Source organism: Argonema galeatum A003/A1, assembly GCF_023333595.1.
GTDB classification, from domain to species: Bacteria; Cyanobacteriota; Cyanobacteriia; order Cyanobacteriales; family Aerosakkonemataceae; genus Argonema; species Argonema galeatum.
On record NZ_JAIQZM010000011.1, the window covers coordinates 48,285 to 74,121 of the forward strand.

The following is a 25,837-nucleotide window of genomic DNA, read 5'->3' on the forward strand; positions in this document are numbered from 1 at the left end:
ACATTCTATTTTGGAGATGTCTATTAGACAGTATCCCCCACCTGTGCATACTCGCGATCGCCAAAAATTGCCGACACATGAGAGTAATATTTAAACTCCAGCACATTGTGGAACGGATCTTCTAAAAAGAAGGTACGATGCTCTGTGGGTAAACCGACAAATCGACGTTTAACCTCTTGGTAAAAGTGTAAATTCTTCTGTTTCGCCCGATCTAGCAGCGCTTCCCAATCGGCTTCGGAAGTGAAAACCAAACCGAAGTGCCTGGGATATATACCTTTTTGCGGTGTCAGCGGTTCTTTGCTTGCGTGGGCAACGATTTGATGGCCATAAAGATTGAGAATTACCGAAATTGGGCTTTCGCGACCGATTTCGCAGCCTAAGCCATCGGCGTAGAATGCTTTTGTCTGAGCAATGTCGGTGACGGGAAAGGCAAGATGAAATAAAACTTGGTTCATAGTTTGTTCGGGGAGGCTAGTGCTTCATGTTCTCTAGTATTTATTCTCTTAATTCCTGGCTAGTAGGCGCAGCATTGAATACGGTTCTGTTAGCTATTGCCTATTTTGCCCCTAAAAAATTGCTCACACCAGCAGGCTACCTTCACGCTTGGGTGTTGGGCGTTCTCATTTGGGGTACTCTTGGCTGGCAGGGATATTTAGTGGTACTTTTCTATTTTCTCGTGGGATCTGGCGTCACTCGCATCGGTATGGCTCAAAAAGAAGCCGAAGGAATAGCTGAAAAGCGATCGGGTGCCCGTGGGCCAGAAAATGTCTGGGGTTCTGCTGCGACTGGGGCATTATGTGCATTGGGAACTCTTCTCCCACTCCCCTCCTCTCCCACTCTTCCCCTTCTGCTGCTGGGTTATGTCGCCAGTTTCAGCACTAAGCTTTCTGATACCTGCGCCAGTGAGGTGGGCAAAGCCTACGGTAAACGTACCTTTCTGATTACTACTTTACAACCAGTTGCGCGGGGAACGGAAGGCGCGGTGAGTCTGGAGGGTACTTTAGCTGGGGTTGTGGGGTCAGCTGCGATCGCCTTCCTGGCTTGGGGCGTCGGCTTAATCGATTTGGTGGGTGTCCCTTTGTGTGTGGTGGCGGCTTTTATTGCCACTAATTTGGAAAGTCTAATCGGTGCTACAGTACAAGGCAAGGTAAGCTGGCTCACCAATGAAGTTGTCAACGGAATCAATACTTTGCTGGGTGCGATCGCTGCCATTCTGCTAGCTTTGGCCTTTCGCTTAGCATAATTTCACCCCTATTAAGGATATTTTTCAATATGTCCTACTTCTCTTTGTAAATTGGGTTGAGGTAACGAAACCCAACCATTTTAGATCGCAAGTTGGGTTTCGTTCCTCAACCTAATCCATTCAACCTCTTCAATTTGAAATCGCCATCTCCAATTTCAAACCCTATAGCTACACATGATTTAACCGCGAATCCAGATAAACTACCAAACTTCCAAGAGAATACTTACGTATATATAAGTCTAGCCTCGCAGCCCAACAGGATAAAAATGTAGAAAACCCTATTTACAATAGGGTTTTCGGGTCAGCCCATCTCTAATTCGCTATGGTAAAAACAAACAAATCAAGAACAAACAAAAATTTCTTTCCGGTAATTCCGTAATCAATGCGTAGGCTTTGTATTAATCAGTAGAAGACAAACAGATTGAACAAATCGGCTAGGAAAAATAAGAGTGTCTTGATTTGAGCGAAATTCTCTAATTATAGATCTCAGTTTTTTCCATCTATCAAAACTTCTGTAAATGCCTGTCAATTGAGCGGATACGAGATGATTTTGACGGAATTAGCTTCAGCAGATTTTATTAATCTGCATCTATTGCTAATCGCCTAATCATCATTTAATCGTATCACCTTCAAAAATGTCGCCAGTACGATTTTCAACAACACAGAGATGTAAGTCAACATCTTGGGAGGAAACTTTATGGCTACCAATCTGTTCGATGCTAATTTTTACCGCGCTCTTAATCCAGACCTAGCTCGTGCTGGAATTACCACAGATGACCAACTCCGGCAGCACTTTGTCAATGCGGGTGCTAATGAGGGGCGTCAATTTTCGCGGTTTGCCGACCTCAATTATTATGCAGCCAGTTACCTTGATTTAACGAAGGCAGGGTTGACAAAACCCCAACTGTTTAGCCACATGGAAACGTTTAGTTTAGGAGAAAAACGCCGACAAGGACTTGTGTTTAACGCATCTTACTATGCAGCTGTCAATCCTGACCTAAAGCAAGCTAATCTCACTGACGAACAACTAACTCAGCACTACCAAACCTACGGTCTTAAAGAAGGACGCACATCGTCAGAATTTTTCAATGCCCGCTACTATCTAGATGCTAACCCGGACTTAAAAGCAGCATTCGGCAACAATTTTGAAAGCGCAGAGCAGCACTTTGTCAACTATGGATATCGAGAAGGGCGTATAGCTGCCACACCTGTTGCTCCAGCATCAGATCCCGGTAATAGTCCCACTGTTTCTTACGATCTTGGCAGCTTGCGTACTCGCCCCACTTTGAATGATTTTGTGGGCACTCCCGACCCAGAGGATTACTATAGCTTCAATCTGGATCGTCCAAGCAATCTCAACCTAACACTGAACGGTTTGAGCAACAATGCCACTCTGAAACTGTTTGCAGATGTCAACCTCAATAATGCGATCGAACCCGGTGAGGAGTTGAACAGCGTTTCCGGTAGTAGTTCTAACCCCGCATCAATCAACAGGAATTTGGCTCAAGGTCGATACTACGTGGATGTGGTAACAGGTTCCCCCACTACTAACACATCATACAGTCTGAGTTTGGCTGCCACTACTATTCCGACGACAACTGCATCCGATCCGGGTAGTACACCAGGTACTGCTTTAAACGTAGACGCCCTAACTGGGACTCGTAATTATCAGGATTTTGTGGGTACTACCGATCGCCAAGATTTCTACCGCTTTGTCCTGAATAATACTCTGAACAACTTCAACTTATCCCTTAATGGCGTGAGCGATACGGCGGTTGCCAATCTCTATGGAGACAGCAACAATAATGGCAGCGTCGATCCCGGTGAATTTTTGGCTAGCACCACTGCTTCTTCTTCCAGCGTAGGCTCGTTAGCGCGGTCTTTAGGGGCGGGTACTTACTTCGTTGAAATAACAACATCTCCTATTGCTAATACCAGCTACAATCTCAGCCTGACGGCATAGGCAATTGCTGCGGTTAACACCGCACTGGTAATCGGCTGATTCCCATAGAACATTTCTCGCGAGAAGTCTTTTTAGCACTAGGGTGCGTTGCAACGTACCCTACTTTGTTGTGCGATCGGGCCTGCAAATACCGATCGGATTGTGTCCGGTTGCATCGGTAGTGTGAGATTGTCTGTTGTCATCGGGGGTTAAATTTTTACCGCAGATTAAGACAGATAAACGCAGATGAACACAGATAAGAGGGGAATTTTTTAGGTAACCGATGCCACCGGACATGATATCAATTGTTCGGATACGAGATGATTTTGACGGAATTAGCTTCAGCAGATTTTCTTAATCGGCATCTATTGCTAATCACCTAATCATCATGTACTCCCTTCGCGCTAGAAGAATATCTATGTTGGGAAGGGCGAAGCATTCCGGGCGAAAACTTATGTGTGAGGCGACAGATTATCACCGTAATGCTTCGCCCCTACATAATCTTGTAGCGCCAAGAGTAATTGTGTTACAGTCAAAAATGTCGCCAGTACGATTTTCAACAACACAGAGATGTAAGTCAACATCTTGGGAGAAAACATCATGGCTATCAATCTGTTCGATGCTAATTTTTACCGCACTCTCTATCCAGACCTAACTCGTGCTGGAATTACCACAGATGACCAACTCCGGCAGCACTTTGTCAATGCGGGTGCTAATGAGGGGCGTCAATTTTCACGGTTTGCCGACCTCAATTATTATGCAGCCAGTTACCTTGATTTAACGAAGGCAGGGTTGACAAAACCCCAACTGTTTAGCCACATGGAAACGTTTAGTTTAGGAGAAAAACGCCGACAAGGACTTGTGTTTAACGCATCTTACTATGCAGCTGTCAATCCTGACCTAAAGCAAGCTAATCTCACTGACGAACAACTAACTCAGCACTACCAAAGTAATGGTTTGAGAGAGGGACGCACTGCATCAGAATTTTTCAATCCCCGCGTCTACTTAGATGCTAACGCTGACTTAAGGGCAGCATTCGGCAACAATTTTGAAAGTGCAGAACAGCACTTTGTCAACTATGGATATCGAGAAGGGCGTATAGCTGCCACACCTGTTGCTCCAGCATCAGATCCCGGTAACATTACCAATGTTTCTTACGATCTTGGCAGCTTGCGTACTCGCCCCACTTTGAATGATTTTGTGGGCACTCCCGACCCAGAGGATTACTATAGCTTCAATCTGGATCGTCCGAGCAATCTCAACCTAACACTGAACGGTTTGAGCAACAATGCCACTCTGAAACTGTTTGCAGATGTCAACCTCAATAATGCGATCGAACCCGGTGAGGAGTTGAACAGCGTTTCCGGTAGTAGTTCTAACCCCGCATCAATCAACAGGAATTTGGCTCAAGGTCGATACTACGTGGATGTGGTAACAGGTTCCCCCACTACTAACACATCATACAGTCTGAGTTTGGCTGCCACTACTATTCCGACGACAACTGCATCCGATCCGGGTAACGAACCGGGCACTGCTTTAAACATAGACGTCCTAGCCGGAACCCGTAATTATCAGGACTTTGTGGGTACTGTCGATCGTCAAGATTTCTACCGCTTTGTCCTGAATAATACTCTGAACAACTTCAACCTATCCGTGGGCGGCGTAAACGATCCGCTGGTTGCCAATGTCTATGGAGACAGCAACAATAATGGCATTCTCGATCCCGGCGAATTTTTGGCTAGCACAACTGCTACTTCTTCCAGCGTAGGCTCGTTAGCGCGGTCTTTAGGGGCGGGTACTTATTTCGTTGAAATAGCAACCTCTCGTATTATTAATACCAGCTACAATCTGACTCTGACTGCAACTACATAGGCAACTGCTCAGGTTAACACCGCACTGGTAATCAACCGATTCCCATACAACATTTCTCGCGTGAAGTTCTTTTAGCAGTAGGGTGCGTTGCAACGCACCCTACTCTGTTGTGCGATCGGGCCTGCAAATATCTGTCATATTCATGTCCGGTTACATCGGCCTTTTCTGTGGTCATCATTGGTTAAATTTTTACCGCAGATGAAGACAGATAAACGCAGATGAACGCAGATAAGAGAGCGATTTTTCTCTTGCAATCGATGCGTAAGGACATGATATCAAACCCCCAAATAGCGCCGCAAAAAACTTTCCAGAGTTTCCAATTTCAAGTTAAAAATCGACTCCAGATTGGCAATGTCATGTGTTGTGCAGAAAAATTCATTTGCCAGTAACGTCCGCAAAGTGCCGATAGACTTTCCAGCGCCGGGATTGAAAAGTCCCAATGCACTGCGTACCCCATCAAACAGTAACAGCGGCGGATTAATGACGATCGGCTCTTGGTTGAAGATCCGGCCAAAAATGCGCGGAATGTCTGACCGCGTGAGAATATCCGGCCCTCCTACTGGTAAAATTTGATTTCGCGCCCCTTGAGTAGAGATTGAATCCACCGCAATCCTCGCCAAGTCATCGGTACTGACGATCGAAGTGCGGTTTTTCGGATCGCCTACCAGCAGGTAAATCCCCGTCTGACGAAACTGTTCCGCTAGGGGGAGCAGATTGGAGGCAAACCCGGAAGGTCGCAGAATAGTATAATTCAGACCGCTGGCTTGCAGGTATTTTTCCACTTCCCGCTTTGCCTTAAACGTCGGTGCATCTTCGTATCCGCGATCGGCTCCCAGCACCGAAATGAAAACGAAGTGCGTGACTCCATTCTCCTTGGCTCGGTCAATTAGTTCAATATTGGAGCGATAATCCAGCGCTTGGGCATTGCCATCGGAGCCGTGGGCGCTGATAATATACTTCACACCCCGACAAGCTTTTTGGATATCCTTTTCTCCCTGCAAATCGCCAATAAAAATCTCGGCTCCCCGGTGTTCCAGTTCCCCGTAGCGAGACATGAGGCGGACAAACGATCGCACCGGCATCTCGCGTTCTCGCAGCAGCCGCACAATCTTACGGCCCAATCCTCCTGTAGCTCCTGTGATTAAAAACATATCTGCTACCTCACTCGAAATATCTGGACTGGCTGCTCCCTTCATTTGTTCGCCATATTTCGAGTCTAGCTACTAAAATTCGACAATTACCGGAGTGTGGTCGCTGGGTTGGGTCAGTTTTCTGGGAGCAATATCGATCGCGCAGGCTAGAGCCCTTTCGTAGAGAATCGGGGTGAGATAGTGGTGGTCAATTCGCCAACCACGGTTGCGCTCAAAACCAGCCGCGCGATAGTCCCACCAGCTAAAGTGTCCGTCCTCAGAAGTGAATTTGCGAAAGGCATCACTCAATCCCAATTCTAAAACCTGTTGCAGGGCTTGGCGTTCTAAATCTGTAGCCATTACTAACTTTTCTCGCCCTTTGGGATTGTGAATATCTTTATCTTCCAGGGCAATATTGAAATCACCGCAAACACACATACCACTGGGTTGTTTTTCCAGGAGTGCGTGCAGGTAATCGCGCAGTACTTTTAACCAGCGCAGCTTGTAATCGTATTTCTCACTACCAACTTCAGAACCATTGGGAACGTAGAGGTTGACGACCCGAATATCATCTATAACACCCGTTATTACCCGTTTCTGCTCGTCAAAATCTGAAATACCTAAAATAGGGTCAAATCCTATAGTGACATCCTCTAGGGGCTTTTGGCTAAGAATGGCGACGCCGTTGTAGGATTTTTGTCCCGAAATGTAGAGGTGATAGCCTAGATCTTCAAAAGGCGATCGCGGAAATTCTGCATCTTGAACTTTCGTCTCTTGCAAACACAAAGCATCTACAGGATTTTCCTGCAACCAGTTTACTACCTGCACTAGGCGGGTCCGAATCGAATTAACGTTCCAAGTTGCGATTTTCATTATTCATTCCCGGTTTGTTCGTGAATCTTTTCACTCAAAAACTCAAAGCTACCGATCAAAAAAAGTCTCTGCTTTTACTCAAATTATCAGAAAAAAGCATAATTATTCTGGATAAAACCTGAATTAAGATTGTTACGCGGGCATTTTTACCGACTTATATGGTTGGAATTGTATCGCAGATGCGGTACAATACATCATAGCGACATCTGCAAAACATGGGAGTTTAAGAGATTTATGCTGATCTTTCCTAACCTAAATTCTCGAATGTCGAATGTCTAGGCGTGATAATTTACATTTCTCCTTACGTCGCACCCTCGAAAAAGACGGGTGGACAATTACGGACGATCCTTTAGTCTTAATATTAGAACAGACACTTTTGAAAGCCGATTTAGGAGCAGAAAAGTTTTTCACTGCCGAAAAAGAAGGGCATAAAATCGCTGTTGAAATCAAAGACTTCGATTCACCTTCAGTCATCAGCGAACTGGAAAAAACGATGGGACAACTTCAGCTTTACCAATGGGCCTTGGAAGACCAAGAACCGGAGCGTCAGTTGTTTTTAGCCGTGAGCCAAGCAATCTACATTAAACACTTTCAAAAACCGATTTTTCAGTTAGCCGTCCAGCGAAATAAAATCAATTTATTAGTTTACGAACCAAGTCAAGAGGTAATTCTCCGATGGATAACTCACTAAGCTATGCAGATATCCTCAAAAAAACCCTGAAAGAAGCAACGATTGCCCAACCTCGTTTACAGGCGATCCAGCTTTACCCCGTCTGTGATGTCGATTCTGGTCACTTTCTGATTCTGGCTACAGGCTGGGATAAACAGCGGTGGATTGACACGATTCTGTTTCATGCTCATTTAATAGATAATAAGATTGTAATTGAAGAGGATAACTTCGAGGAAGGTCTAAGCCAAGCGCTGATTGCAGCGGGTATAAAAGCAGAGGATATCGTTACTAGCTTTTTCCCTGACAATAGCGATAGCCAGAGAACGTATCAGACAGTATAAAGCCTCAATTATTTGCGGCTTTTCCAATACCCAGGCTCTCGACTGCAATGCGTTACTGCGAGAATCAAAATGTAGTCTTGCTCGCTCGTGTAAAGGATGCTATAGGGAAATTTCCGCGTCAAACATCGCCAAACATCTTCATCAACTATAGCCCAGCGAGTCGGAGATTCCCTAATTCCATACACAGCATCCTCAATAGCATTAATGAACATCTGTGCTACTTCAGAACGTTGTTCTGCATAGTATTGGACAGCTTCAGCATATTCAGCAAGTGCTTCAGGATGAAATACATACTTCATGGGTCAAGCAACAGCCTCACTTGAGCTAAGGCTTCATCCCCCGGAATTGCTTGCACAGCACCGCTTCGGATCTCGTTACGTCGTTTATGAGCCTCAGTTGTCCAAGCTGCCTGAATTATTGGATCGATATCGAATTCTAAACTTTCTGCGAGTTTTTCTGCCAAAAGCGCTCTTGATGCACTAGGCAGAGATAAAAGCTCTTCTGTTAGTTGTTCAATTGACCGCATAGCTCGTCGCCAAATGCTTAATTACGATCGTAATGTAACAGATTTTAGACCAATAGAAGGTCATCGATCCGGGGTTGATATGCTTCGCGATCGCGGTGATCGAACAGTGAGCGACAAACAGTATAAACTCCCTCAATCAACGATCGCTATGCTCTAATTAATAAAGCATCTGTCCTTTCACCACCGGATAGTTGACATGACCCAAAGCCTCAACCCCACAACATTACCCCCCGCCTTTCCCGATCACACTCAACTCCCCGACTCCGACGGCACGTTTGTGAAAAACTTCCAAGAACATCCCCAGAGTATCCTACTCACCGACTCCCTGGAAGCCACACTGCAAAAGCTTCACCCCCACGGACAATATGCGATCGGGCAAGATTGTGGCATCTACTGGCGCGAAACAGAGCCTCCAGAACGCGGAGCCGAAGCCCCTGACTGGTTCTACATTCCCAACGTTCCACCCCTAGTAGACGGTGAAATTCGCCGCTCTTACGTCTTGTGGCGCGAGTATATTGTGCCATTGATTGCGATCGAATTTGCTAGTGGCAATGGTTCTGAAGAACGAGACAATACTCCCTTATCTCGCTTACCAGAAGGTGTCAACCAGAAACCGGGAAAGTTTTGGGTATATGAGCAGATTGTTCGGATTCCTTACTATGCGATATACATCATTAAAACGAGTGAATTGGAAGTCTATAACTGGGTGAATACTCGCTATCGCCGTTTGGAACCAAACGATCGCGGACATTACCCGATCGACCTGATGGGAGTAGAGTTAGGCGTCTGGGAAGGTAACTATCAAAATCAGGCCCAGCGATGGTTACGTTGGTGGGATAACCAGGGGAATTTATTGCTAACTGGTAGCGAACAAGCTAGACTCGAACGCCTCCATACCGAACAGGAACGCCAGCGGGCCGATCGCGCGGAGCAAACCCAACGGGATGCTATTCCCCAACTGCTGGCAATGGGTTTAACTGTAGAGCAAGTAGCTCAAGCGCTGTCGATGTCGGTGGAAGATGTGCAGAGATTGGGGTTGCTATAACTCTTTCGCTTTCTTCAAACCAACAAGACGCTTGAAGTTGGGTTAAGCGATAGCGAAACCCAACCTACATTCTACCGATCAATGACTAATTAAATCGCGCAACTCAACTCACCAGCTTTTTGAGTAAAGAGGAGGTTTTCTCGATAGTCAACCGGGCAATCAATCACAGCAGGAACGTTTTGGGCAAGGGCAGTTTTGAGAATAGGAATAAAGTCCGCTGTAGATTCCACTCGGTATCCTTTTAGTCCCATACTTTCGGCAAATTTGACAAAATCGGGATTGCCAAATTTAACAAAAGCTGATTGACCCAATTGGTTTTGTTGCTTCCACTCAATCAAGCCGTAGCCGCCATCATTGAAAATGATGGTAACAAAATTAGTGCCGATGCGGAGGGCTGTTTCCAGTTCTTGACAATTCATCATAAATCCCCCGTCGCCGGTAACAGCGACCACCTGCTTTTGGGGCGCGACTAACTTCGCTGCGATCGCACCTGGAATCGCAATTCCCATCGCCGCAAAGCCATTGGATATAATGCAAGTATTGGGTTCTTCGGAGTGATAGTGCCGCGCCATCCACATTTTGTGGGCACCAACATCGCAGATGACAATATCTTCCGATCGCATCACTTGCCGCAGATCGTATACTAGCTTTTGCGGCTTAATGGGAAAACCATCATCGTTGGCATATTTTTCATAATCTGCGCGGATATCATCCCGCAATTCCATAGCATAGGATTCTGGTTTGTCCGTGCGATCGGCCCGTTTCAAAATTTCATCCAGTGAATCCGAAATATCCCCTACAACTTCGACAATGGGAATATAACTGCTGTCAATTTCCGCGTGAGTATCCCCAATATGGATAATCGGAATCTTGGCATCGGGATTCCACTTTTTGGGCGAATATTCGATTAAGTCATAACCGATCGCAATTACCAAATCTGTGTTATCAAACCCACAATTGATGTAATCTCGCAACTGCAATCCGACCGCCCACAATGCCAGAGGATGAGTGTAGGGAATCACACCTTTCGCCATAAAAGTATTCGCTACCGGAATATTCAATTTGGTGGCAAATTCCGTCAAAGCTTGACTGGCGTTAGCTCGAATAGTTCCATTACCCACTAAAATTAAGGGATTAGTAGCTTGGGAAATAATTTCTGCCGCTTTCTCAATACTGCGAAACGAAGCAAAAGTTTTTTCCAAATTTCCCTTGCTGAGTGGTTCTCCCGTTACCTCCATAGCGGCAATGTTTTCTGGCACATCGATATGAACAGCCCCTGGTTTTTCTGTCTGAGCAATTTTAAACGCTTTGCGGACAACTTCTGGTGCAATGCTGGGTCTGACAATCTGGGCATTCCATTTGGTTACCGGGGCAAACATGGCGACCAAATCGAGATATTGGTGAGATTCTTTGTGCATCCTGTCTGTTCCCACTTGCCCGGTAATTGCGACAAGGGGCGCACCATCTAAGTTAGCATCAGCGACACCAGTCATCAAGTTGGTTGCACCAGGCCCCAGCGTAGAAAGGCATACTCCTGCTTGTCCTGTCAAACGACCGTAGACATCCGCCATGAAGGCGGCACCTTGTTCGTGACGGGTAGTGATAAATTGAATGGATGAATGTCTGATCGCTTCTAGGACGTGGAGATTTTCTTCCCCTGGCAATCCAAAAATGTACTTTACTCCTTCGTTTTCCAGGCAACGAACCAACAGTTCCGCTGTGTTCATCTGACTTTCCTTTGAATTGTATATAGTTTTATTCTTTGACAAGAACCTGCATTTCCGGTATTTTTTCTACAACCTTTGATGCTGACAAAATCTCAAAGCGAACGATGGCGTCATCATAGCCAATATCTAAAATAACGTTAGGGTAAACTTCGTCGCTTTCTTTAATGGGAACTTCGCGCAGTGTAATTGTCATGGAATCAGTTTCTTGGTCATAGGTTACTTTCATGGCTGGCATTCTCTCAAATATAGCAAAGTGCAACAAAAGCCGCGTAAACACAGTCGCTTGCTTACGGGGAATAGCTCTATACTGTCCTAACCTATGTGACTATGGCTATATTTGGCAATCTGCAAAGTTTTGTACAAAGTAATTACAACTAGATATGCTGAAGTTTCTTTGACTACAATCTGCCGGAGCATTTGCTGTTGTCAACCTGTGTCAAAGTAGCGCATCTTGACATTTGGAGCGCATGGTCTGTCCACCGAATTGATTTCACTCATTCTCCTTATCTAATTATGAAGTATGAGTTGCTATCATTTTACCCAAACGGTTTTAATGTTTACAAATTCATGAATTCCTTGAACACCCAGTTCTCGTCCGTATCCAGAACGTTTGATGCCTCCAAAAGGCAGACGCGGATCGGATTTGACTAGGCTGTTGATAAAGACTGCACCCGCTTCTAGTTCCGAAATTAAACGATCGCGCTCTTTCTCTACTGTAGTCCAGGCACTGGCTCCCAGTCCAAAAGGAATTGCATTAGCGCGTGCGATCGCTTCGTCAATATCCTTCACCCTGAATAAGAGTGCCACTGGGCCAAAAAACTCTTCGCTCTCGGCTGGGCTGCCCGGTGCGAAATCTGTCAAAATTGTGGCAGGATAAAAGTTTCCCGGACGATCGGACAAAGGTTTTCCACCCGTAAGCACTTTTGCTCCTTTCTCAAGGCTCTGTTGTACTAGCCTATCTAGATCTTGAAGGATATCTGGGGTGGCCAGAGGGCCGAGATCCGTGTCAGGATTCATGGGATCGCCAATTTTTAAGGCTTGGAATTTGGCTAGGAAACGTTTTTCAAATTCATCTGCGATCGCTTCCTGTAGGATAAAGCGTTTCGCCGCAATGCAAGATTGTCCGTTATTCAACATCCGCGCCGCCACACCTGTGGAAACCGCTGCTTCCAAATCAGCACTTTCCAGGACAATATACGGATCGCTTCCACCCAATTCCAGGACAGTTTTTTTAATATGTTTACCGGCGGCGGCGGCGAGAGACGCACCAGCTGCCTCGCTTCCAGTCAGGGTGGCAGCTTTTACGCGATCGTCGGCAATTATAGCAGCGACTCGATCCGATCCCACCAACAACGTTTGAAACACTCCTGGTGGAAAACCAGCTTGTTTGATAATCTCCTCAATTGCTAAAGCAGACTGAGGCACGTTGGATGCGTGTTTGAGCAATCCTACATTACCCGCCATCAGTGCTGGTGCGGCAAACCGAAATACTTGCCAGAAGGGGAAATTCCAGGGCATGACTGCTAAAATTGCACCTAGCGGCTCGTATCGCACAAAGCTTTGGCTGGCGTCGGTTGCCACCGGGACATCTGCCAGAAATTGGGCGGCTTGTTGGGCGTAGTAGCGACATACCAAGGCACATTTTTCAACTTCGGCGATCGCAGCCTTAATCGGCTTACCCATCTCCAGCGTCATGATTTTGGCAAAATCTTCGCGATCGCGCTCTAGAATTCGAGCAGCTTCATTCATCCACTCGGCTCTTTGTCTTATTGTCGTCTTGCGGTAATCCACAAACGCTTTTTCTGCCAGATCCAGTTTCGCTTCTATTTCTGCTTCCGTCAGCGGCTCAAAGCTTTGAAGCGTTTCTCCCGTTGCCGGATTTATAGTGGCGATACCCATTGTTTCGATCTCCAGTTCCACAAATAGATTGGGGTAGCCCTGAGACTTCTCGCCTCACCTACCGAGCTACCCGCGTAATTATGTCGGTTTTAGATTCAAATTCTCATTTAAAATCTAAGATGATTAGATCCCCATCTACTATTATTATTTCACACTCGTTGCTTATGGGATCTGTATAAATGCGGTTTTCTCTTTCGGCGAAGCCCTTGATTCTAAACCCTTCTTCCCCTAGTCCCTAGCAAGAAAGCCCCTAGTCCCTAGCTATATCAGTCCTAAAGCACGGCATCCGAAGCACTTTGCTATAAATCCGGCATTCTAAACTTTTCCTGTCTAAAGGTGGTAAGATTTAATAAAGAATTAAATATCTTTTGGCCTGACTGAATTTAGCTTACAGATATGTGCTGTTACCACTTTCGTGGAGCGACACTGCCTCTAAGCGAACTAGGACGACCAAAATCTGTGGAATCAATGCGAGCCAATCCATTGCAAGCGCCACCGCACGACCGTACCTCCCCCTTCTTTGCCGCCTCCTCTATCCCCCCTCTCTGGGAGGACAAACGAGCAAGCCTTAGTTTATGGTAAAAATAAGCAAAAATGCTTATTCGTGGGGATGTCAGAGTTGCAAATTGTCATTAGTGCCGCTTGGGGAATGCCTCGTCCACTCTTTTTCAGATAACAATCTCCTAAATTTACAGTTTCCCCTGAAAACAGAGCATGGATGATATGCAACTCTCCTTGAACAATACTCTGCCGCTTAATGCGAATTGCCCAGTAGTTTTGGTTGTGGATGACAATGAAGACAACTTACTGCTGGTTTCCCTGGCTGTTCAACAATTCTTAAATTGCTCCCTAATCGTTGCCGCAGATGGCAAAACAGCTATATCGCTAGCTCAGCTTTACCGTCCCGATCTAATCTTGTTGGATATTGTTCTGCCTGACTTGAACGGTTTTGAGGTGACCGCGAGCCTCAAGCAGCATTGGCAAACAAGAACAATTCCCATCGTAGCAGTCACAGCTTTGGCAAGAGAAGAAGAATGCGATCGCATTCTAGCAGCAGGTTGCGACGGCTACCTTAGCAAACCCTATATGCTTGAGGACTTAGAAAAAGTCATCTATCGTTATCTACGGACACCATCTCTGGTTTGACTTGGGGTGGGACAGCTTGCATCGCTAACTGTAGGCGAGACATCCAAAACGGCGATAATGCCGGTACGACCAGTTTCTATGGTAGTGTCGATGAGCAGGTCAACCACAGACACGCCAATCACTTCTTCAATTACCTCCACAAGCTGTGGCTTAATGGCAGCATCAACATTCGATCTTACTTGCTGGGCCAAGTTGCTGCGATCGTTCTTTGCTAGAAGTTGCACAGGACGGGAGATAGCATTCTCCAACACGATCGCAAGTTTGTTATCAAACAGCTGGCAAGTTACTTTATCAGGCTGATGTCCCACTTGATTGCGGTACAAATCCTGGATGCGTTGCGAAAAAACTTGTTCTAGTTGCTGTCGTGTCAGGTTCGATCTCGGCTTATCCATAGACCTCACTTTAGGAACAGCTGCATAATGTTAGCTGTCTACTTTGAGCGTAGCAGCCGACACAATTTCAAAAATGAGCCAAAAGAAGTATTTACTCAACAGCGCGGAGATCCCAAATATATCGACCTGATATTGATGTGAGGTGAATATATGTTTAAGGACAACAGTTTTTGCAAGTGGAAAAATAAAAAAAACTGTCACAAAGGTCACTAAAAACTAACTTTATTATATTACCCTCGGTCACTTCCCTAATATTTGGGCGTCCAGCTGTTATTGGATGTATAGCAACCGCTTTCGTCGGTTAAGCCATAAATCTGCGGTAGGGGCGAAGCATTCGGGCATATAATTTATTGGTTAAAACCTTATATTTACTACCCGAATGCTAATGCCTCCGGCACGCACTCGCGTTCGCCCCTACTGCCCTAATCGCCAAGGCGGTTGCTATATTTGGAATATTATCTTGATTATAGATTATTTTCGGTCAAAATATTCATTTTTTGACTTTTTTACACTAAAATATCTTCATTAGCTAGCATTAGGGGTATGAAGGATGAAATTAGCTGTTCATCCTTCGTATTTTTACACGGGCCAATCCCTTTCAAGCGCCACACCCTCAGTCCCCCTTTTACAGAGAGAAGATAAGGACTAAACTTTTATCTTGCCGCTTGAGGAATGCCTCGTTCAGTCTTACGCCGAAGCTTGCAGCAACCAATTTACAATTTCCCCCAACAGAGAATGGATATGGAATTTTCTCTTGGCAGCAGCGATCGGCCCGTTGCCCAAAGGCCATTAGTTTTAGCTGTCGATGACAATGAAGATAATTTAGTGCTGATCGGTTTTACGCTCGAGCTGATTGGTTGCGCTTTCATCACTGCTGACACCGGCGAGACGGCTATAGCTTTAGCACAAAGGTATTTGCCAGATCTAATCCTGCTTGATATTATGCTCCCCGACATTAACGGTATAGAGATTGTGACTCGTCTTAGGGAAGATACCCGCACAAAGAAGATTCCAATCATTGCAGTCACCGCTTTAGCAAGAGCAGAAGACCGGACTAACATTCTAGCGGCAGGTTGTAATGATTACATTACTAAGCCTTATGTAGTTGATGATTTGGAACTTATTCTGCGCCGCTACTTGAAGTAAACAGCCTTTATTTCTGGCGCTTCGAGCTAGTAGAAGAATCGCGAACTTCAGGCTCCCTATCCAAAATAACAATTGTGGCAGTACGGCCTGTATCCAATTTAGCATCACTTAGCAAGTCAATTATGGCAACTCCCACAACTTCTTCGATTAATTCCTTGAGTTGTGGTTGAATTGCCGTATTTAAATCCGATCGTACCTGTTCGGCCAACTCTTGTTGACCGCTGTTAAGCAGAAATTGCTCGGGTTGGGTAACTGTATCCTCCAAAATTATGACAATTTTGGAATCAAAAATCTCGCAAGTCACTTGACTGGGCTGATGGCCCAGTTGAGAGCGATATAAAGCCTGGATACGCTGTGACAGGGTTCGCTCTAATTGCCCACGGGTAGGGGCTGATTTTTCCATATCTATAGGTACATTTCTTAAGTTAGAGGAACGAAGAAATACTGGCGGACACTATATCAGACTTTAGAAGGAAGAAAAAAGCCAAGCAATAGCCATATCCTACCACAGCATTGTCCTACAGACTCTGGAATAAGAAAGGGAATTATTGAGCTAACGGACAGAGTGCTGGGTCACGGGTAAATCAAAATCTTGTAGGTTTCCGGGTTTGGCGCGATCGCTTGTTCCACAGCTTGAGCTAGATTTTTAAGAGGATAGCGATCGCTAATCAACGCATCCACATCAATTCGCCGATTGAACACAATATCAGTCGCCAGAGATTGAACCCGGTACGAAGAACTGTAGCTGCCCATCAAATCAATTTCGCGACGATAGAGGATATTGGGATTGATAGGAATTTCCACCCGATCGGGGAATTCAGCAAAAAACAGAATCTTCCCACCCTTGCGCGTGCAATCGAGTGCTTGGAAGAAAGCTTTTTCGCTGGGAACAGCTAGGAGAGTGGTATCAACTCCCATACCTCCCGTTAGTGCTTTTAATTTGGCCGGTAACTCTGGATCGCGAGCATCAAACGCAGCTTCTGCCCCTACAGCAAGGGCTTTCTCAATGCGGGATGGCAAGAGGTCTGTTGCTATAGCCCTAGCTCCAAAATATTTTACCAACATCACGAACATCAGTCCGATCGGCCCCGCACCAGTCACCAGCACAGTTTGACCCGGAGTAACTTGAGCTTTTTTAACCGCCTTAAGACAACAGTTAGTAGGCTCAACAAAACTAGCCTGCTCAAAAGTCACCTCATCGGGAATCGAAATCAATCCACCATTGCGAACAATGTGACCCGGAACCTTCACATATTCCGCAAAGCCGCCACCGCTGGGAGCAAACCCAGCAGTTGTAGTGATGTTCTTGTAAACATCGCACATCGAGAAATTGTCATTCAGACAGTATTCGCAGTGCATACAGGGAATGTGGTGCATCACCACAACTCGCTGTCCCACCTGAATCTTTTTGACTCCATCTCCCACAGCCGAAATAACACCAGCAGTTTCGTGTCCAAAGATGCGCGGTGGTTCGTAAAGCGGATAGCGAATCTTTTTTATATCTGACTGGCACAAACCGACTACCCGCACCTGTACCAGCACCTCATCCGCTTCCAGTTGCGGTATTGGCACCTCTTCGTAGCTCAGCTGGTTGACGCCTCTGAATACCTGTGCTTTCATCTGTCTTCCCCGCGAATGACCCCTACCATAGCTGTCCTGGGCTTGGTGGTGGGTTGTTGACACCTATCCTTTTTTGCCCACTGATATTAAACTTTACCATTTTGCTGCCATAAGGGGCGCATTACGTAAGGATTGCGGCAGTGGCAGGTTCTGAATGGCTACCAACTTAAGCCGGGACAGTCTCGCCCTCACCCCCCCTTTGACGAGGAGTAGGGGTCACGGGAGTATTTCTCCGTATTTCTCCCCCCTTTTTGACCTCTTCGACGGAGGTTGGACGGGGACGAGAGTATTTCTCCCCCCTCTCCGATCTCGAAGAGGGGGGTTGGGGGGGTGAGGTTTGTCCAGTTTTAGGTTGGTATCCAGTACAGCAGAGCAGGGATTTCGGCTATTACCAAAAACGAATTCACACATCCCTTGAGGTAGCTTACTGCTTATACATTATCACCTCATTTCTCTGTTGAAATGCGTAATTCATAGAGTTTTAAAATGAGTTAAATCAGTACGTAAAAACCGATCTATGTTTTCAGCTAGAACGAATTTTAGGATAACTCCTAAAAATTTGTCCTGATGGGAAATCGGAGTGTCTGTAACAGGAATTAGAGACGCAAACACAACGATTTTTTATGGGACATCACAGTTCTACTATTTGGATGGGTTTATTCTTGGTTCTCTTCACTCCTATTTCCCAAGAGCTTGGGAATCGCTCAACCAAGACTTTGGATTTTAACAGTTCGGAACAATTTATATCCCAAAGCCTCCCCTTGGAGCAACACTTCATAGCTGTTGCCAATTGCAATCGAGGCAGCGGAAGAAGGGGGGGGTGTCCATAATTTGCTTTGTGACGCTTTAAAGCTCTGATTGTAAACCAAGCGATCGCGGTTGATATCTTTTCCTTCTGATTTTACAGACAGCCAAGCCTGAAAACTTATCCGCTTTTATGCAGCGAAGCCTGTCAAATCAGCAGATATCGATAGGCGATCGCAATTTTTCTGGCTCTTTCGGAATTGTTATGCTTTTGTTCATTCAAGAACATTTTTATTTCTTTTCTCCTCTGCCCCTCTGCCCCTCTGCCCCTCTGCCCCTCTGCCCCTCTGCCATAGCATAGTAAGCACGAAAGAGCCAGATGAGTGGGCTTCAACGCCTTAGATAGGCTAAATTTTGGAAAGCAGGGTTCGTCTTAAACTTGACTTAAAAGTCGTAAAACAAGAAATAATGAGTGCGGGAAAGCAATCATTTCATTTTTGCCGCATCGGTAGGCTTTAAGCTAAATGTGTTCTACAAATAGCTTGAAAGGTCTGGCTATCCGCAGCGTGAAATGATCGTCCGTGCCTCAAAATTTTGTATCATAGTGATACCATCCCTACTAACATGAGCAATGACCTCGATCTGATCAAACGCCTCAGCCCTAGTGCAATGGATCAGATCATGCTTTATCTGGCCTTTAGTGCCATGAGAACGAGTGGGCACCGGCATGGGGCGTTTCTAGATGCAGCGGCGACAGCGGCAAAATGCGCCATTTACATGACCTATCTGGAGCAGGGCCAAAACCTGCGAATGACAGGTCATTTGCACCATATTGAGCCGAAACGGGTTAAGGCAATAGTTGAGGAAGTTAGGGAAGCTCTGACTGAAGGTAAGCTGTTGAAGATGCTGGGTTCTCAGGAGCCCCGCTATCTGATTCAGTTTCCTTATGTCTGGATGGAACAGTATCCGTGGATGCCAGGGCGATCGCGCATTTCCGGTACTAGCCTCACATCCGAGGAGAAACGGCAGATTGAGGAAAAACTCCCCCCTCTTCTGCCGGACGCTCAACTGGTCAACTCCTTTCAATTCATGGAATTGATCGAATTTCTCCACAACCGCTCTCAGCAAGATTTGCCGCTGGAACGACAAGTGCCTTTGAGCGAAGCTTTGGCAGAGCATATCAAGCGTCGCCTGATCTACGCCGGGACGGTGACGCGAATTGATTGTCCTTGGGGGCTGCCTTTCTACGCCCTCACCCGCGCTTCTTACTCGCCCTCAGACGATGAGGAGCGCACTTTCATCATGGTTGAGGATACGGCCAGGTATTTCCGTCTGATGAAAGGTTGGCAAGAGCGACAGCGCTATGTGATGAGACTTTTGGAGGAGTTGGATATTCCGCTCGATCGCGTCGATCGGGCCTTAGAGGAACTCGATGAGGTCATTCGCCAATGGGCCGATCGGCATCACCGAGAAGGCGGAGAGCAGATGATTTTACAGATGGTTTTTGGCCCGAAAGATGACTGAGATTGAGGCTTAGTAGCCTTCAGCACGCCAGTACTGAAGTCGTAGTGATATAGGGTGCGATCTAATAAAACCAGATCTGGGCAGGGGCCCAGATCGCCTCTAAGATAATCTAAGTTTTAAAATCTCTCGGTCTTGATAGCACGGATGTGGGTAAATTTCCACATATCCTGAATGCTGATAACGGTAAATCCCAAATTTTCTAAGTCAGTTCGGAATTGACCTTTGTCGCTAAACCGTGAAGTTGATTCGATAATATGTAATTGACCGTCAAGTTTCAGAGTACGATGCGCTTCCCGCAGATAGTCGGTGAAATTTGAACCCATCAAAGAAAGAGAAAAAATAGCCACATCTAGAGTTTCATCATCTAGCGGAACGTGCGCCATATCGCAAGCGATCGCATTATTATTAATAGCAATATGGTCAAAGCTGTAAACTGTATGTCTATCTGAAACTGCCTCAGCTAATTTCGCTTCACCGCAACCAAAATCGCCAATGGTGTAGTCGCTACGTTGTTGACACCAACGAATCATCTCCTCGTATGGGATTACAGCCCAATCTTTTCTTGACTTTTGATACAAAGTATGGTATTGCGCCCACTCTTCTGGATTTTCCTGTAAGCGTTGGTGAGTGGTGGCGCTGTGGGTTTGGTTCCAGTGGCGGTTGAGGGTGGAGAAGTCGCCGTAACGCGCCAGTCGTTGCTGTACTTCGGCTGGGTTGGTATCTGGAATGGGGACAATGATTTCCGGGCGGGTGATGATTTGGACTTCGCCAGATGCAAGACGTTCTAACCAGGCGATCGCATTTTGTAAGCTTGAGCAGAGGATAAGGTATGATGACATAGCAACAAGAAATCAAAATTTGTTGAAAAAAATAATCAGAAATTTGTTATTATATTTTTGAATATCAAACCATTAAAAGTGGCGCAGTTTTTTAGATGATGCTTGAATTTAAGTCGAAAACCAAAAATATAAAATCACCTACTGTACTCGATATTTTTTGCGGTGCAGGTGGGATGAGCTTAGGCTTTCAGAATGCTGGCTGTGAAATATTAGGGGGAATTGATAAAAATCCTCATGCTATAAGAACTCATCATAGAAATTTCCCTAACTGTAAACTGATGCGTGATGCTCACTCTATCGAATCTATTACTGATTTGAGTAAACTGGATATCACTCCGGGAGAAATTGATATTTTAATTGGGGGGCCACCCTGTCAAGTATTTTCAGTAGTAGGCATTGGTAAAATGAAGTCTTTAGGCAAACAGATTGAAAGTGATGTTAGAAATTTCTTATATGAGGATTTTATTAGATTTATTCAATATTATAAGCCTTTGTTTTTTGTAATTGAAAATGTCAACTATCTCCTCAATCACTGGATATTTCCTACTTTTATAAGAGATTTAGAAAATGGATTAACTAGAAAAAAGCATGATTATCCAGGCTATGATCTTAGCTATCGAATTCTAACCGCTTCTGATTATGGTGTTCCTCAAATCCGAAAACGCTTATTTATTGTTGGTAGGCGTAAAGATACGAATCTAACTTTCGAGTTCCCAGATGCAAAGACAGGTTCTCCTGTCTCTGTAGGGGAAGCAATTGGAGATTTACCAGAATTAGAGCCTATGTGTTTACCTTTGAAGAGTAAAAGCACTGCACCAAAGCAAATTGACTCTCCTAAAGCTTACAAATTTTCGCCTGAATCTGAGTATCAAAAGCTAATGAGAAATAAATCTTACGATACGGTAATGAATCATCTTTGTCGATCGCATAATGATAAAGATTTGCATATCTTTAGCATCATGCCTCAAGGGGGTAAATATAAAAATATCCCTGATGAGTTAAAACGCTACAGCGACGAAATTTTTGATGATAAGTATAAACGCTTGCACTGGGATAAACCCTCATGGACACTAACGGCACATATGCAGAAAGATTGTTTAGCCTATATCCATCCAACACAAACGAGAAGTATCTCTGTAAGAGAAGCTGCTAGGCTTCAAAGTTTCCCCGATCATTTTGTATTTGATGCACCTATGACTAGGATGTTTGAATTAGTTGGTAATTCAGTACCACCTCTTTTGGCTGAAGCGATCGCCAGACCCATTGTAAAACAAGTACAAGCCTACTACGAGGCTCAGTCCGAAAGGGGTTAATCTAGGTTCAGGTAGACCTCAAGTACATTTCAAAACTAAAAGCAGACAAATGGAGAATACCTAAAATGAACGACTACGATACAGCTCGTCAGGTGGCTCAAGCTCTGTTGAAGCGTGAACACACACCCACCAGACAAATCATTGAGGAAAAAGTCAAAATAGCCATTGATTCTACCAGAACTAGCGAACAGGGCCGTGCGGTTGAGGTAGATGAGGAAAAGCTCGTCCGGGAACTTGAAAGTCTTTTCAACATCTGGATGGGTGTAGGTCGTGTCTTGGAAAACCAAGAGGGTCACATCCCTTGGTTGGCTGACCGCAACAGTGAAATCAATTGGGCTTTTTGGAACCGTTATGCACGTTATTTGGAGGAAGAAAAGGGCTGGGCCCCAGCAACTACGAAAGGTTTAGATCAGTTGACAGACTCTATTCTTGAACGCTTAGAGAACCCTTTGCGTTCAGGAGCTTGGGATCGGAGAGGAATGGTTGTTGGACAGGTTCAGTCTGGAAAAACAGCAAACTATACTGGTCTTATCTGCAAGGCGGTTGATGCAGGATACAAACTGATTATTGTGCTTGCTGGTATCCAGAACAGCTTACGGAGCCAAACGCAGCTACGTTTAGACGAAGGTTTTCTCGGATATGAGTCACGACTACACAGAGCTTTGACAGAAGAGACTTCCGCCATTGGAGCGGGGCGAATTCTTGTTGGAAAGAGGCTGGTTGCTGATTCAGCTACAAACAGTTCTGATAAAGGTGATTTTAATAGAAAAGTAGCAGGTCAGTTTGGGATATCAGCAGGGGGAGGAAATCCATTATTGTTTGTTGTTAAAAAGAATACAACTGTACTCAAAAATCTCCTACAGTGGGCTTTACGTCAGGGGGATAAAGATGAAAAATCAGGAAAACGCATCGTCAGAGGAGTTCCCTTGCTTATCATTGATGATGAAGCAGACAACGCCTCGATCAACACAAATCCCCCACTATTCGATGAAAATGGCAAAGTTCAGGAAGAGTATGATGTTTCAGCAATCAATGGATTGATCAGGAAACTGCTTCACAGTTTTGAAAAGAGTGCTTATGTGGGTTACACAGCAACACCATTTGCTAATATCTTCATACACCCAGATATAGATAAAAAAAATCAAGAATTTGGAGACGATCTCTTTCCACGTAGTTTTATTATCAACCTACCTGCACCATCAAACTACATTGGCCCAGTGCAGGTATTTGGGCTGGACACTGACCCGGCAATTGGTCTTGAAGCATCAGAACCTTTGCCTATCATCAGATCAGTGGACGACCAAAAAGAATGGATGCCAGACAAACACAAAAAAGACCACGTTCCGGGTGAACTTCCAGGGTCTCTCAAGGAGGCGATTAGGGCGTTTATTCTTTGTTGCGCTGTCAGAATTGTGCGAGGACAGGAGAACGATCACAACTCAATGCTAGTTCATGTTGCCCGTTTTACGGCTGTCCAATCTGAGGTAGCAAAGCAAGTCAAAGATGAGTTGACTTCCCTACAAAAAGGATTGCGACACAGCGATGGCAAAGTAACAGGGAAGCTAGAGGAAGAATTTGAGCAGTTATGGAAAGATGACTTTCTACCAACCACTTCATCTATAATCTCATCCATACCCGATCCAGAACTAAAGTCACTTTCGTGGGAAGAAGTTGAACCCTTACTGCACCGGGCAGCCTCTAAGATTCAGATTAAAAAAATCAACGGCACAGCCAAGGATGTACTGGACTACTGGGAACACAAGAACGGGCTGAGTGTTATTGCGATCGGCGGTGATAAATTGTCTCGTGGTCTGACTTTGGAAGGTCTGAGCGTCAGCTATTATCTCCGAGCCTCAAAAATGTACGATACGCTGATGCAGATGGGTCGATGGTTTGGGTACAGACCAGGGTATCTCGATCTTTGCCGATTATACACAACTGATGAGTTGGTTGAATGGTACGAACACATCACTGTTGCGAGTGAGGAACTCCGACAGGAGTTTGACTATATGGCTGATGTCGGAGCGACACCTGATGAATTCGGTCTAAAAGTTCGCACGCACCCACAGGGGCTGGTGATCACTGGTGCTAATAAGATGAAGACAGGTACTGTCATGCGGCTCTCCTACACCAGAAGCCTTAGTGAAACTACCATCTTCTACAAGGATGAAAATAAAAACCAGCAAAACCTTGAAGTTACTGAAGAACTGCTGAGAACACTTGGCGAATACTCTAGGAAAGAAAGCAACAACTATATATGGCAAGATGTCCCCGCTAAAAAAATCACCAGTTTTATTTCAGGCTATCAATCACATCCTAAAGTTAAAACTGCGAACACCAGACACCTTGTAGATTACATTAACGCTCAACTTCCCCAACAAGAACTCGTGTTATGGACAGTTGTTATTATATCAAATAGTCGCGGCAAAAAAAGGTGTATTGCTGGACATGAAGTAGGTACAACTCTGCGTAAGAATGCCTCCCCTGAATCTTCTCAGGAATATCGCCTCAGCAAGTCTCGGCTTCTGAGTCCAACCGATGAATGGCTCGATTTACCCAAAGAAACTCGTGAGGAAATTCTTGAAATCACTAGGAGGAGGCGAGAAGAGGCTGGTAAACCACCGGGGGCTGGCAATACACCTGATGGAAAAGTTTTGCGTTCCAAGCGTTCACCAAAGAACGGCTTATTGCTGCTTTATCCACTAGAGCCGGAAGTAATCAATTCGGAAATTCCTGTCATCGGTTTTGTGCTGAGTTTCCCCGATAGCAAGACAGCCCAGATGGTCGAATATAAGGTTAACAATGTGTACTGGCAAGAGGAATTTGGTCAGCTATGACGGTACAAAATACCTGGAAACTACTGGAAGATGATACTCCAAATGTAACCTCTGGCTATATCACCCGCCGCCTATTGCCAGAAGTTACATACGATGTTTATCTCGCTATTGAAAGACCTTCTAATGCACGTTTGCTGATGATGCGGGTGAAGCACAAATCAATCGGGAAAGGTGGAATTTTTCCGAATTCCAACTGCTTTGAGGTTAGGCGTGTAGCCCTGCAAGGTGATGATGATGCCCATGTCACCCTGCAACTGGTACTTATTAACTCGCGTTACAGCGATATCTTTACAACATTAGTACAGGACATTGTTGATGAAATTTCCCCGATTGCGGATGAGCAAAACGCTGTAGCGGCATTCTTTACCCGTCTGCGGCGATGGCAAGCATTCTTAGAAAAACATAGCCCCGAAGGACTCAGCCAAGCGGAACAGCAAGGACTATATGGTGAACTCTGGTTTCTGCGGCAAATTGTCATTCCTCAAATCGGTTCTCGCCAAGGAGTCGAATGCTGGACAGGTGCAAAAGGAACTCAACAGGATTTCCAGTTTCAACACTGTGCTATTGAAGTCAAAACTACTGTAGCCAAACAGCATCAGAAACTAGCGATCTCCAGCGAAAGGCAACTAGATGATACTGGCACGGGTACACTGATTTTACTGCACTTATCCCTCGATGCTAGACAAAACCGGGGTGAGTCTCTACCGGATATTGTCGTCAGTCTTAGGTCACTTCTCGAAAATGACCCTATAGCTAAAGAACAATTAGAAACACTCCTTTTTGAAGTTGGCTATCTAGAGATACATACTCCCTACTATGAACAAATTGGCTATACCCCACGAGAAGTTAACTATTTCAAAGTCGAGGGAGATTTTCCCAGAATTATTGAAGCGGATCTCCGAAATGGCATTGGTGATGTTCGCTACACCATCAGCGTTGCCGAGTGCCGACGCTTTTCAATACCAGAATTAAATGTAATTTCTCTAATCGAGGGTAGCCATAAGTGAA

25 protein-coding genes are annotated in these 25,837 nt (G+C 45.3%); 12 read left to right on the forward strand and 13 right to left on the reverse strand.

The features are described 5' to 3' along the window. Nucleotides 1–23 precede the first annotated feature (23 nt). Nucleotides 24–455 (reverse strand): VOC family protein, encoded by a 432-nt coding sequence (locus LAY41_RS13805; protein ID WP_249098477.1) that lies wholly within the window; start codon nt 453–455, stop codon nt 24–26. Nucleotides 456–481: 26 nt separating this feature from the next. On the opposite strand from LAY41_RS13805, the gene LAY41_RS13810 reads away from it, so the two are divergent. The 3 genes from LAY41_RS13810 to LAY41_RS13820 all read left to right on the forward strand — a co-directional run bounded on the left by LAY41_RS13810 (nt 482) and on the right by LAY41_RS13820 (nt 5,057). Then, nucleotides 482–1,243, forward strand: a complete 762-nt coding sequence (locus tag LAY41_RS13810) for a TIGR00297 family protein (protein ID WP_249098481.1) — start codon at nt 482–484, stop codon at nt 1,241–1,243. Nucleotides 1,244–1,940: 697 nt separating this feature from the next. Continuing rightward, on the forward strand, nt 1,941–3,206 hold the full coding sequence (locus LAY41_RS13815; RefSeq protein WP_249098483.1) for a PPC domain-containing protein: 1,266 nt from the start codon (nt 1,941–1,943) through the stop codon (nt 3,204–3,206). A 579-nt stretch (nt 3,207–3,785) separates the two neighbouring features. Next, nucleotides 3,786–5,057 (forward strand): PPC domain-containing protein, encoded by a 1,272-nt coding sequence (locus tag LAY41_RS13820; protein ID WP_249098486.1) that lies wholly within the window; start codon nt 3,786–3,788, stop codon nt 5,055–5,057. A 275-nt stretch (nt 5,058–5,332) separates the two neighbouring features. Here LAY41_RS13820 and LAY41_RS13825 read toward each other — a convergent pair whose 3' ends face one another. After that, entirely contained in the window at nt 5,333–6,208 is an 876-nt protein-coding gene (locus tag LAY41_RS13825) for an SDR family oxidoreductase (RefSeq protein ID WP_249098489.1), read from the reverse strand. Between the two features lie 72 nt (nt 6,209–6,280). Next, a complete protein-coding gene (gene xth, locus LAY41_RS13830) occupies nt 6,281–7,060 on the reverse strand; it encodes an exodeoxyribonuclease III (RefSeq protein WP_249098492.1) in 780 nt (259 codons plus the stop codon). Between the two features lie 271 nt (nt 7,061–7,331). On the opposite strand from xth, the gene LAY41_RS13835 reads away from it, so the two are divergent. Together LAY41_RS13835 and LAY41_RS13840 are read left to right on the forward strand one after the other, a co-directional pair. Beyond that, the gene (locus LAY41_RS13835; protein WP_249098495.1) at nt 7,332–7,751 is read left to right on the forward strand and encodes a XisH family protein; all 420 of its coding nucleotides are present in this window, start codon (nt 7,332–7,334) and stop codon (nt 7,749–7,751) included. Further along, on the forward strand, nt 7,736–8,071 hold the full coding sequence (locus LAY41_RS13840; RefSeq protein WP_249098497.1) for an element excision factor XisI family protein: 336 nt from the start codon (nt 7,736–7,738) through the stop codon (nt 8,069–8,071). The genes LAY41_RS13835 and LAY41_RS13840 overlap by 16 nt, the downstream gene beginning before the upstream one ends. Nucleotides 8,072–8,079: 8 nt before the next feature. Here the strand turns inward: LAY41_RS13840 and LAY41_RS13845 are convergent, their stop codons facing one another. Then, nucleotides 8,080–8,370: a type II toxin-antitoxin system RelE/ParE family toxin gene (locus LAY41_RS13845; RefSeq protein ID WP_249098500.1), complete on the reverse strand. Its 291-nt coding sequence runs from the start codon at nt 8,368–8,370 to the stop codon at nt 8,080–8,082. Beyond that, on the reverse strand, nt 8,367–8,597 hold the full coding sequence (locus LAY41_RS13850; RefSeq protein ID WP_249069860.1) for an addiction module protein: 231 nt from the start codon (nt 8,595–8,597) through the stop codon (nt 8,367–8,369). The genes LAY41_RS13845 and LAY41_RS13850 overlap by 4 nt, the downstream gene beginning before the upstream one ends. 196 nt (nt 8,598–8,793) lie before the next feature. On the opposite strand from LAY41_RS13850, the gene LAY41_RS13855 reads away from it, so the two are divergent. Further along, nucleotides 8,794–9,642 (forward strand): Uma2 family endonuclease, encoded by an 849-nt coding sequence (locus LAY41_RS13855; RefSeq protein WP_249098503.1) that lies wholly within the window; start codon nt 8,794–8,796, stop codon nt 9,640–9,642. A gap of 89 nt (nt 9,643–9,731) precedes the next feature. On the opposite strand, the gene LAY41_RS13860 is transcribed toward LAY41_RS13855, so the two are convergent. From LAY41_RS13860 to LAY41_RS13870, 3 genes are all read right to left on the reverse strand, one after another. Then, a complete protein-coding gene (locus LAY41_RS13860; protein WP_249098506.1) occupies nt 9,732–11,369 on the reverse strand; it encodes an acetolactate synthase large subunit in 1,638 nt (545 codons plus the stop codon). Nucleotides 11,370–11,397: 28 nt separating this feature from the next. Further along, on the reverse strand, nt 11,398–11,595 hold the full coding sequence (locus LAY41_RS13865) for a DUF2283 domain-containing protein (protein WP_249098509.1): 198 nt from the start codon (nt 11,593–11,595) through the stop codon (nt 11,398–11,400). A gap of 305 nt (nt 11,596–11,900) precedes the next feature. Then, complete coding sequence (locus tag LAY41_RS13870) at nt 11,901–13,268, reverse strand: NAD-dependent succinate-semialdehyde dehydrogenase (RefSeq protein ID WP_249098512.1); 1,368 nt, start codon at nt 13,266–13,268, stop codon at nt 11,901–11,903. Nucleotides 13,269–13,982: 714 nt separating this feature from the next. Here LAY41_RS13870 and LAY41_RS13875 point away from each other — a divergent pair. After that, nucleotides 13,983–14,414, forward strand: a complete 432-nt coding sequence (locus LAY41_RS13875; protein ID WP_249098515.1) for a response regulator — start codon at nt 13,983–13,985, stop codon at nt 14,412–14,414. On the opposite strand, the gene LAY41_RS13880 is transcribed toward LAY41_RS13875, so the two are convergent. After that, entirely contained in the window at nt 14,387–14,806 is a 420-nt protein-coding gene (locus tag LAY41_RS13880) for a Na-translocating system protein MpsC family protein (RefSeq protein WP_249098518.1), read from the reverse strand. The two genes, LAY41_RS13875 and LAY41_RS13880, sit on opposite strands and share 28 nt — an antisense overlap. 741 nt (nt 14,807–15,547) lie before the next feature. On the opposite strand from LAY41_RS13880, the gene LAY41_RS13885 reads away from it, so the two are divergent. Further along, nucleotides 15,548–15,952 carry a response regulator gene (locus LAY41_RS13885; RefSeq protein WP_249098521.1) on the forward strand — a complete coding sequence of 135 codons (405 nt, stop codon included), beginning with the start codon at nt 15,548–15,550 and terminating at the stop codon, nt 15,950–15,952. Nucleotides 15,953–15,959: 7 nt separating this feature from the next. On the opposite strand, the gene LAY41_RS13890 is transcribed toward LAY41_RS13885, so the two are convergent. From LAY41_RS13890 to LAY41_RS13900, 3 genes are all read right to left on the reverse strand, one after another. Further along, nucleotides 15,960–16,355, reverse strand: a complete 396-nt coding sequence (locus LAY41_RS13890; RefSeq protein ID WP_249098524.1) for a Na-translocating system protein MpsC family protein — start codon at nt 16,353–16,355, stop codon at nt 15,960–15,962. Nucleotides 16,356–16,525: 170 nt separating this feature from the next. Next, nucleotides 16,526–17,572 carry a zinc-dependent dehydrogenase gene (locus LAY41_RS13895; protein WP_249098527.1) on the reverse strand — a complete coding sequence of 349 codons (1,047 nt, stop codon included), beginning with the start codon at nt 17,570–17,572 and terminating at the stop codon, nt 16,526–16,528. Between the two features lie 952 nt (nt 17,573–18,524). Continuing rightward, a complete protein-coding gene (locus tag LAY41_RS13900) occupies nt 18,525–18,710 on the reverse strand; it encodes a hypothetical protein (RefSeq protein WP_249098530.1) in 186 nt (61 codons plus the stop codon). A gap of 230 nt (nt 18,711–18,940) precedes the next feature. On the opposite strand from LAY41_RS13900, the gene hetR reads away from it, so the two are divergent. After that, complete coding sequence (gene hetR / locus LAY41_RS13905; RefSeq protein WP_249098533.1) at nt 18,941–19,840, forward strand: heterocyst differentiation master regulator HetR; 900 nt, start codon at nt 18,941–18,943, stop codon at nt 19,838–19,840. 116 nt (nt 19,841–19,956) lie between these two features. Here hetR and LAY41_RS13910 read toward each other — a convergent pair whose 3' ends face one another. Further along, nucleotides 19,957–20,679, reverse strand: coding sequence for a methyltransferase domain-containing protein (locus LAY41_RS13910; protein WP_249098536.1), 723 nt, complete (start codon nt 20,677–20,679; stop codon nt 19,957–19,959). Between the two features lie 95 nt (nt 20,680–20,774). Between LAY41_RS13910 and LAY41_RS13915 the strand changes: the two genes are divergently transcribed. The 3 genes from LAY41_RS13915 (at nt 20,775) to LAY41_RS13925 (ending at nt 25,836) form a co-directional block, all read left to right on the forward strand. After that, the gene (locus LAY41_RS13915; RefSeq protein WP_249098538.1) at nt 20,775–21,992 is read left to right on the forward strand and encodes a DNA cytosine methyltransferase; all 1,218 of its coding nucleotides are present in this window, start codon (nt 20,775–20,777) and stop codon (nt 21,990–21,992) included. Between the two features lie 65 nt (nt 21,993–22,057). Continuing rightward, a complete protein-coding gene (locus LAY41_RS13920; RefSeq protein WP_249098541.1) occupies nt 22,058–24,829 on the forward strand; it encodes a Z1 domain-containing protein in 2,772 nt (923 codons plus the stop codon). Next, entirely contained in the window at nt 24,826–25,836 is a 1,011-nt protein-coding gene (locus LAY41_RS13925; RefSeq protein ID WP_249098545.1) for a PD-(D/E)XK motif protein, read from the forward strand. The genes LAY41_RS13920 and LAY41_RS13925 overlap by 4 nt, the downstream gene beginning before the upstream one ends. Nucleotide 25,837: the final 1 nt, after the last annotated feature.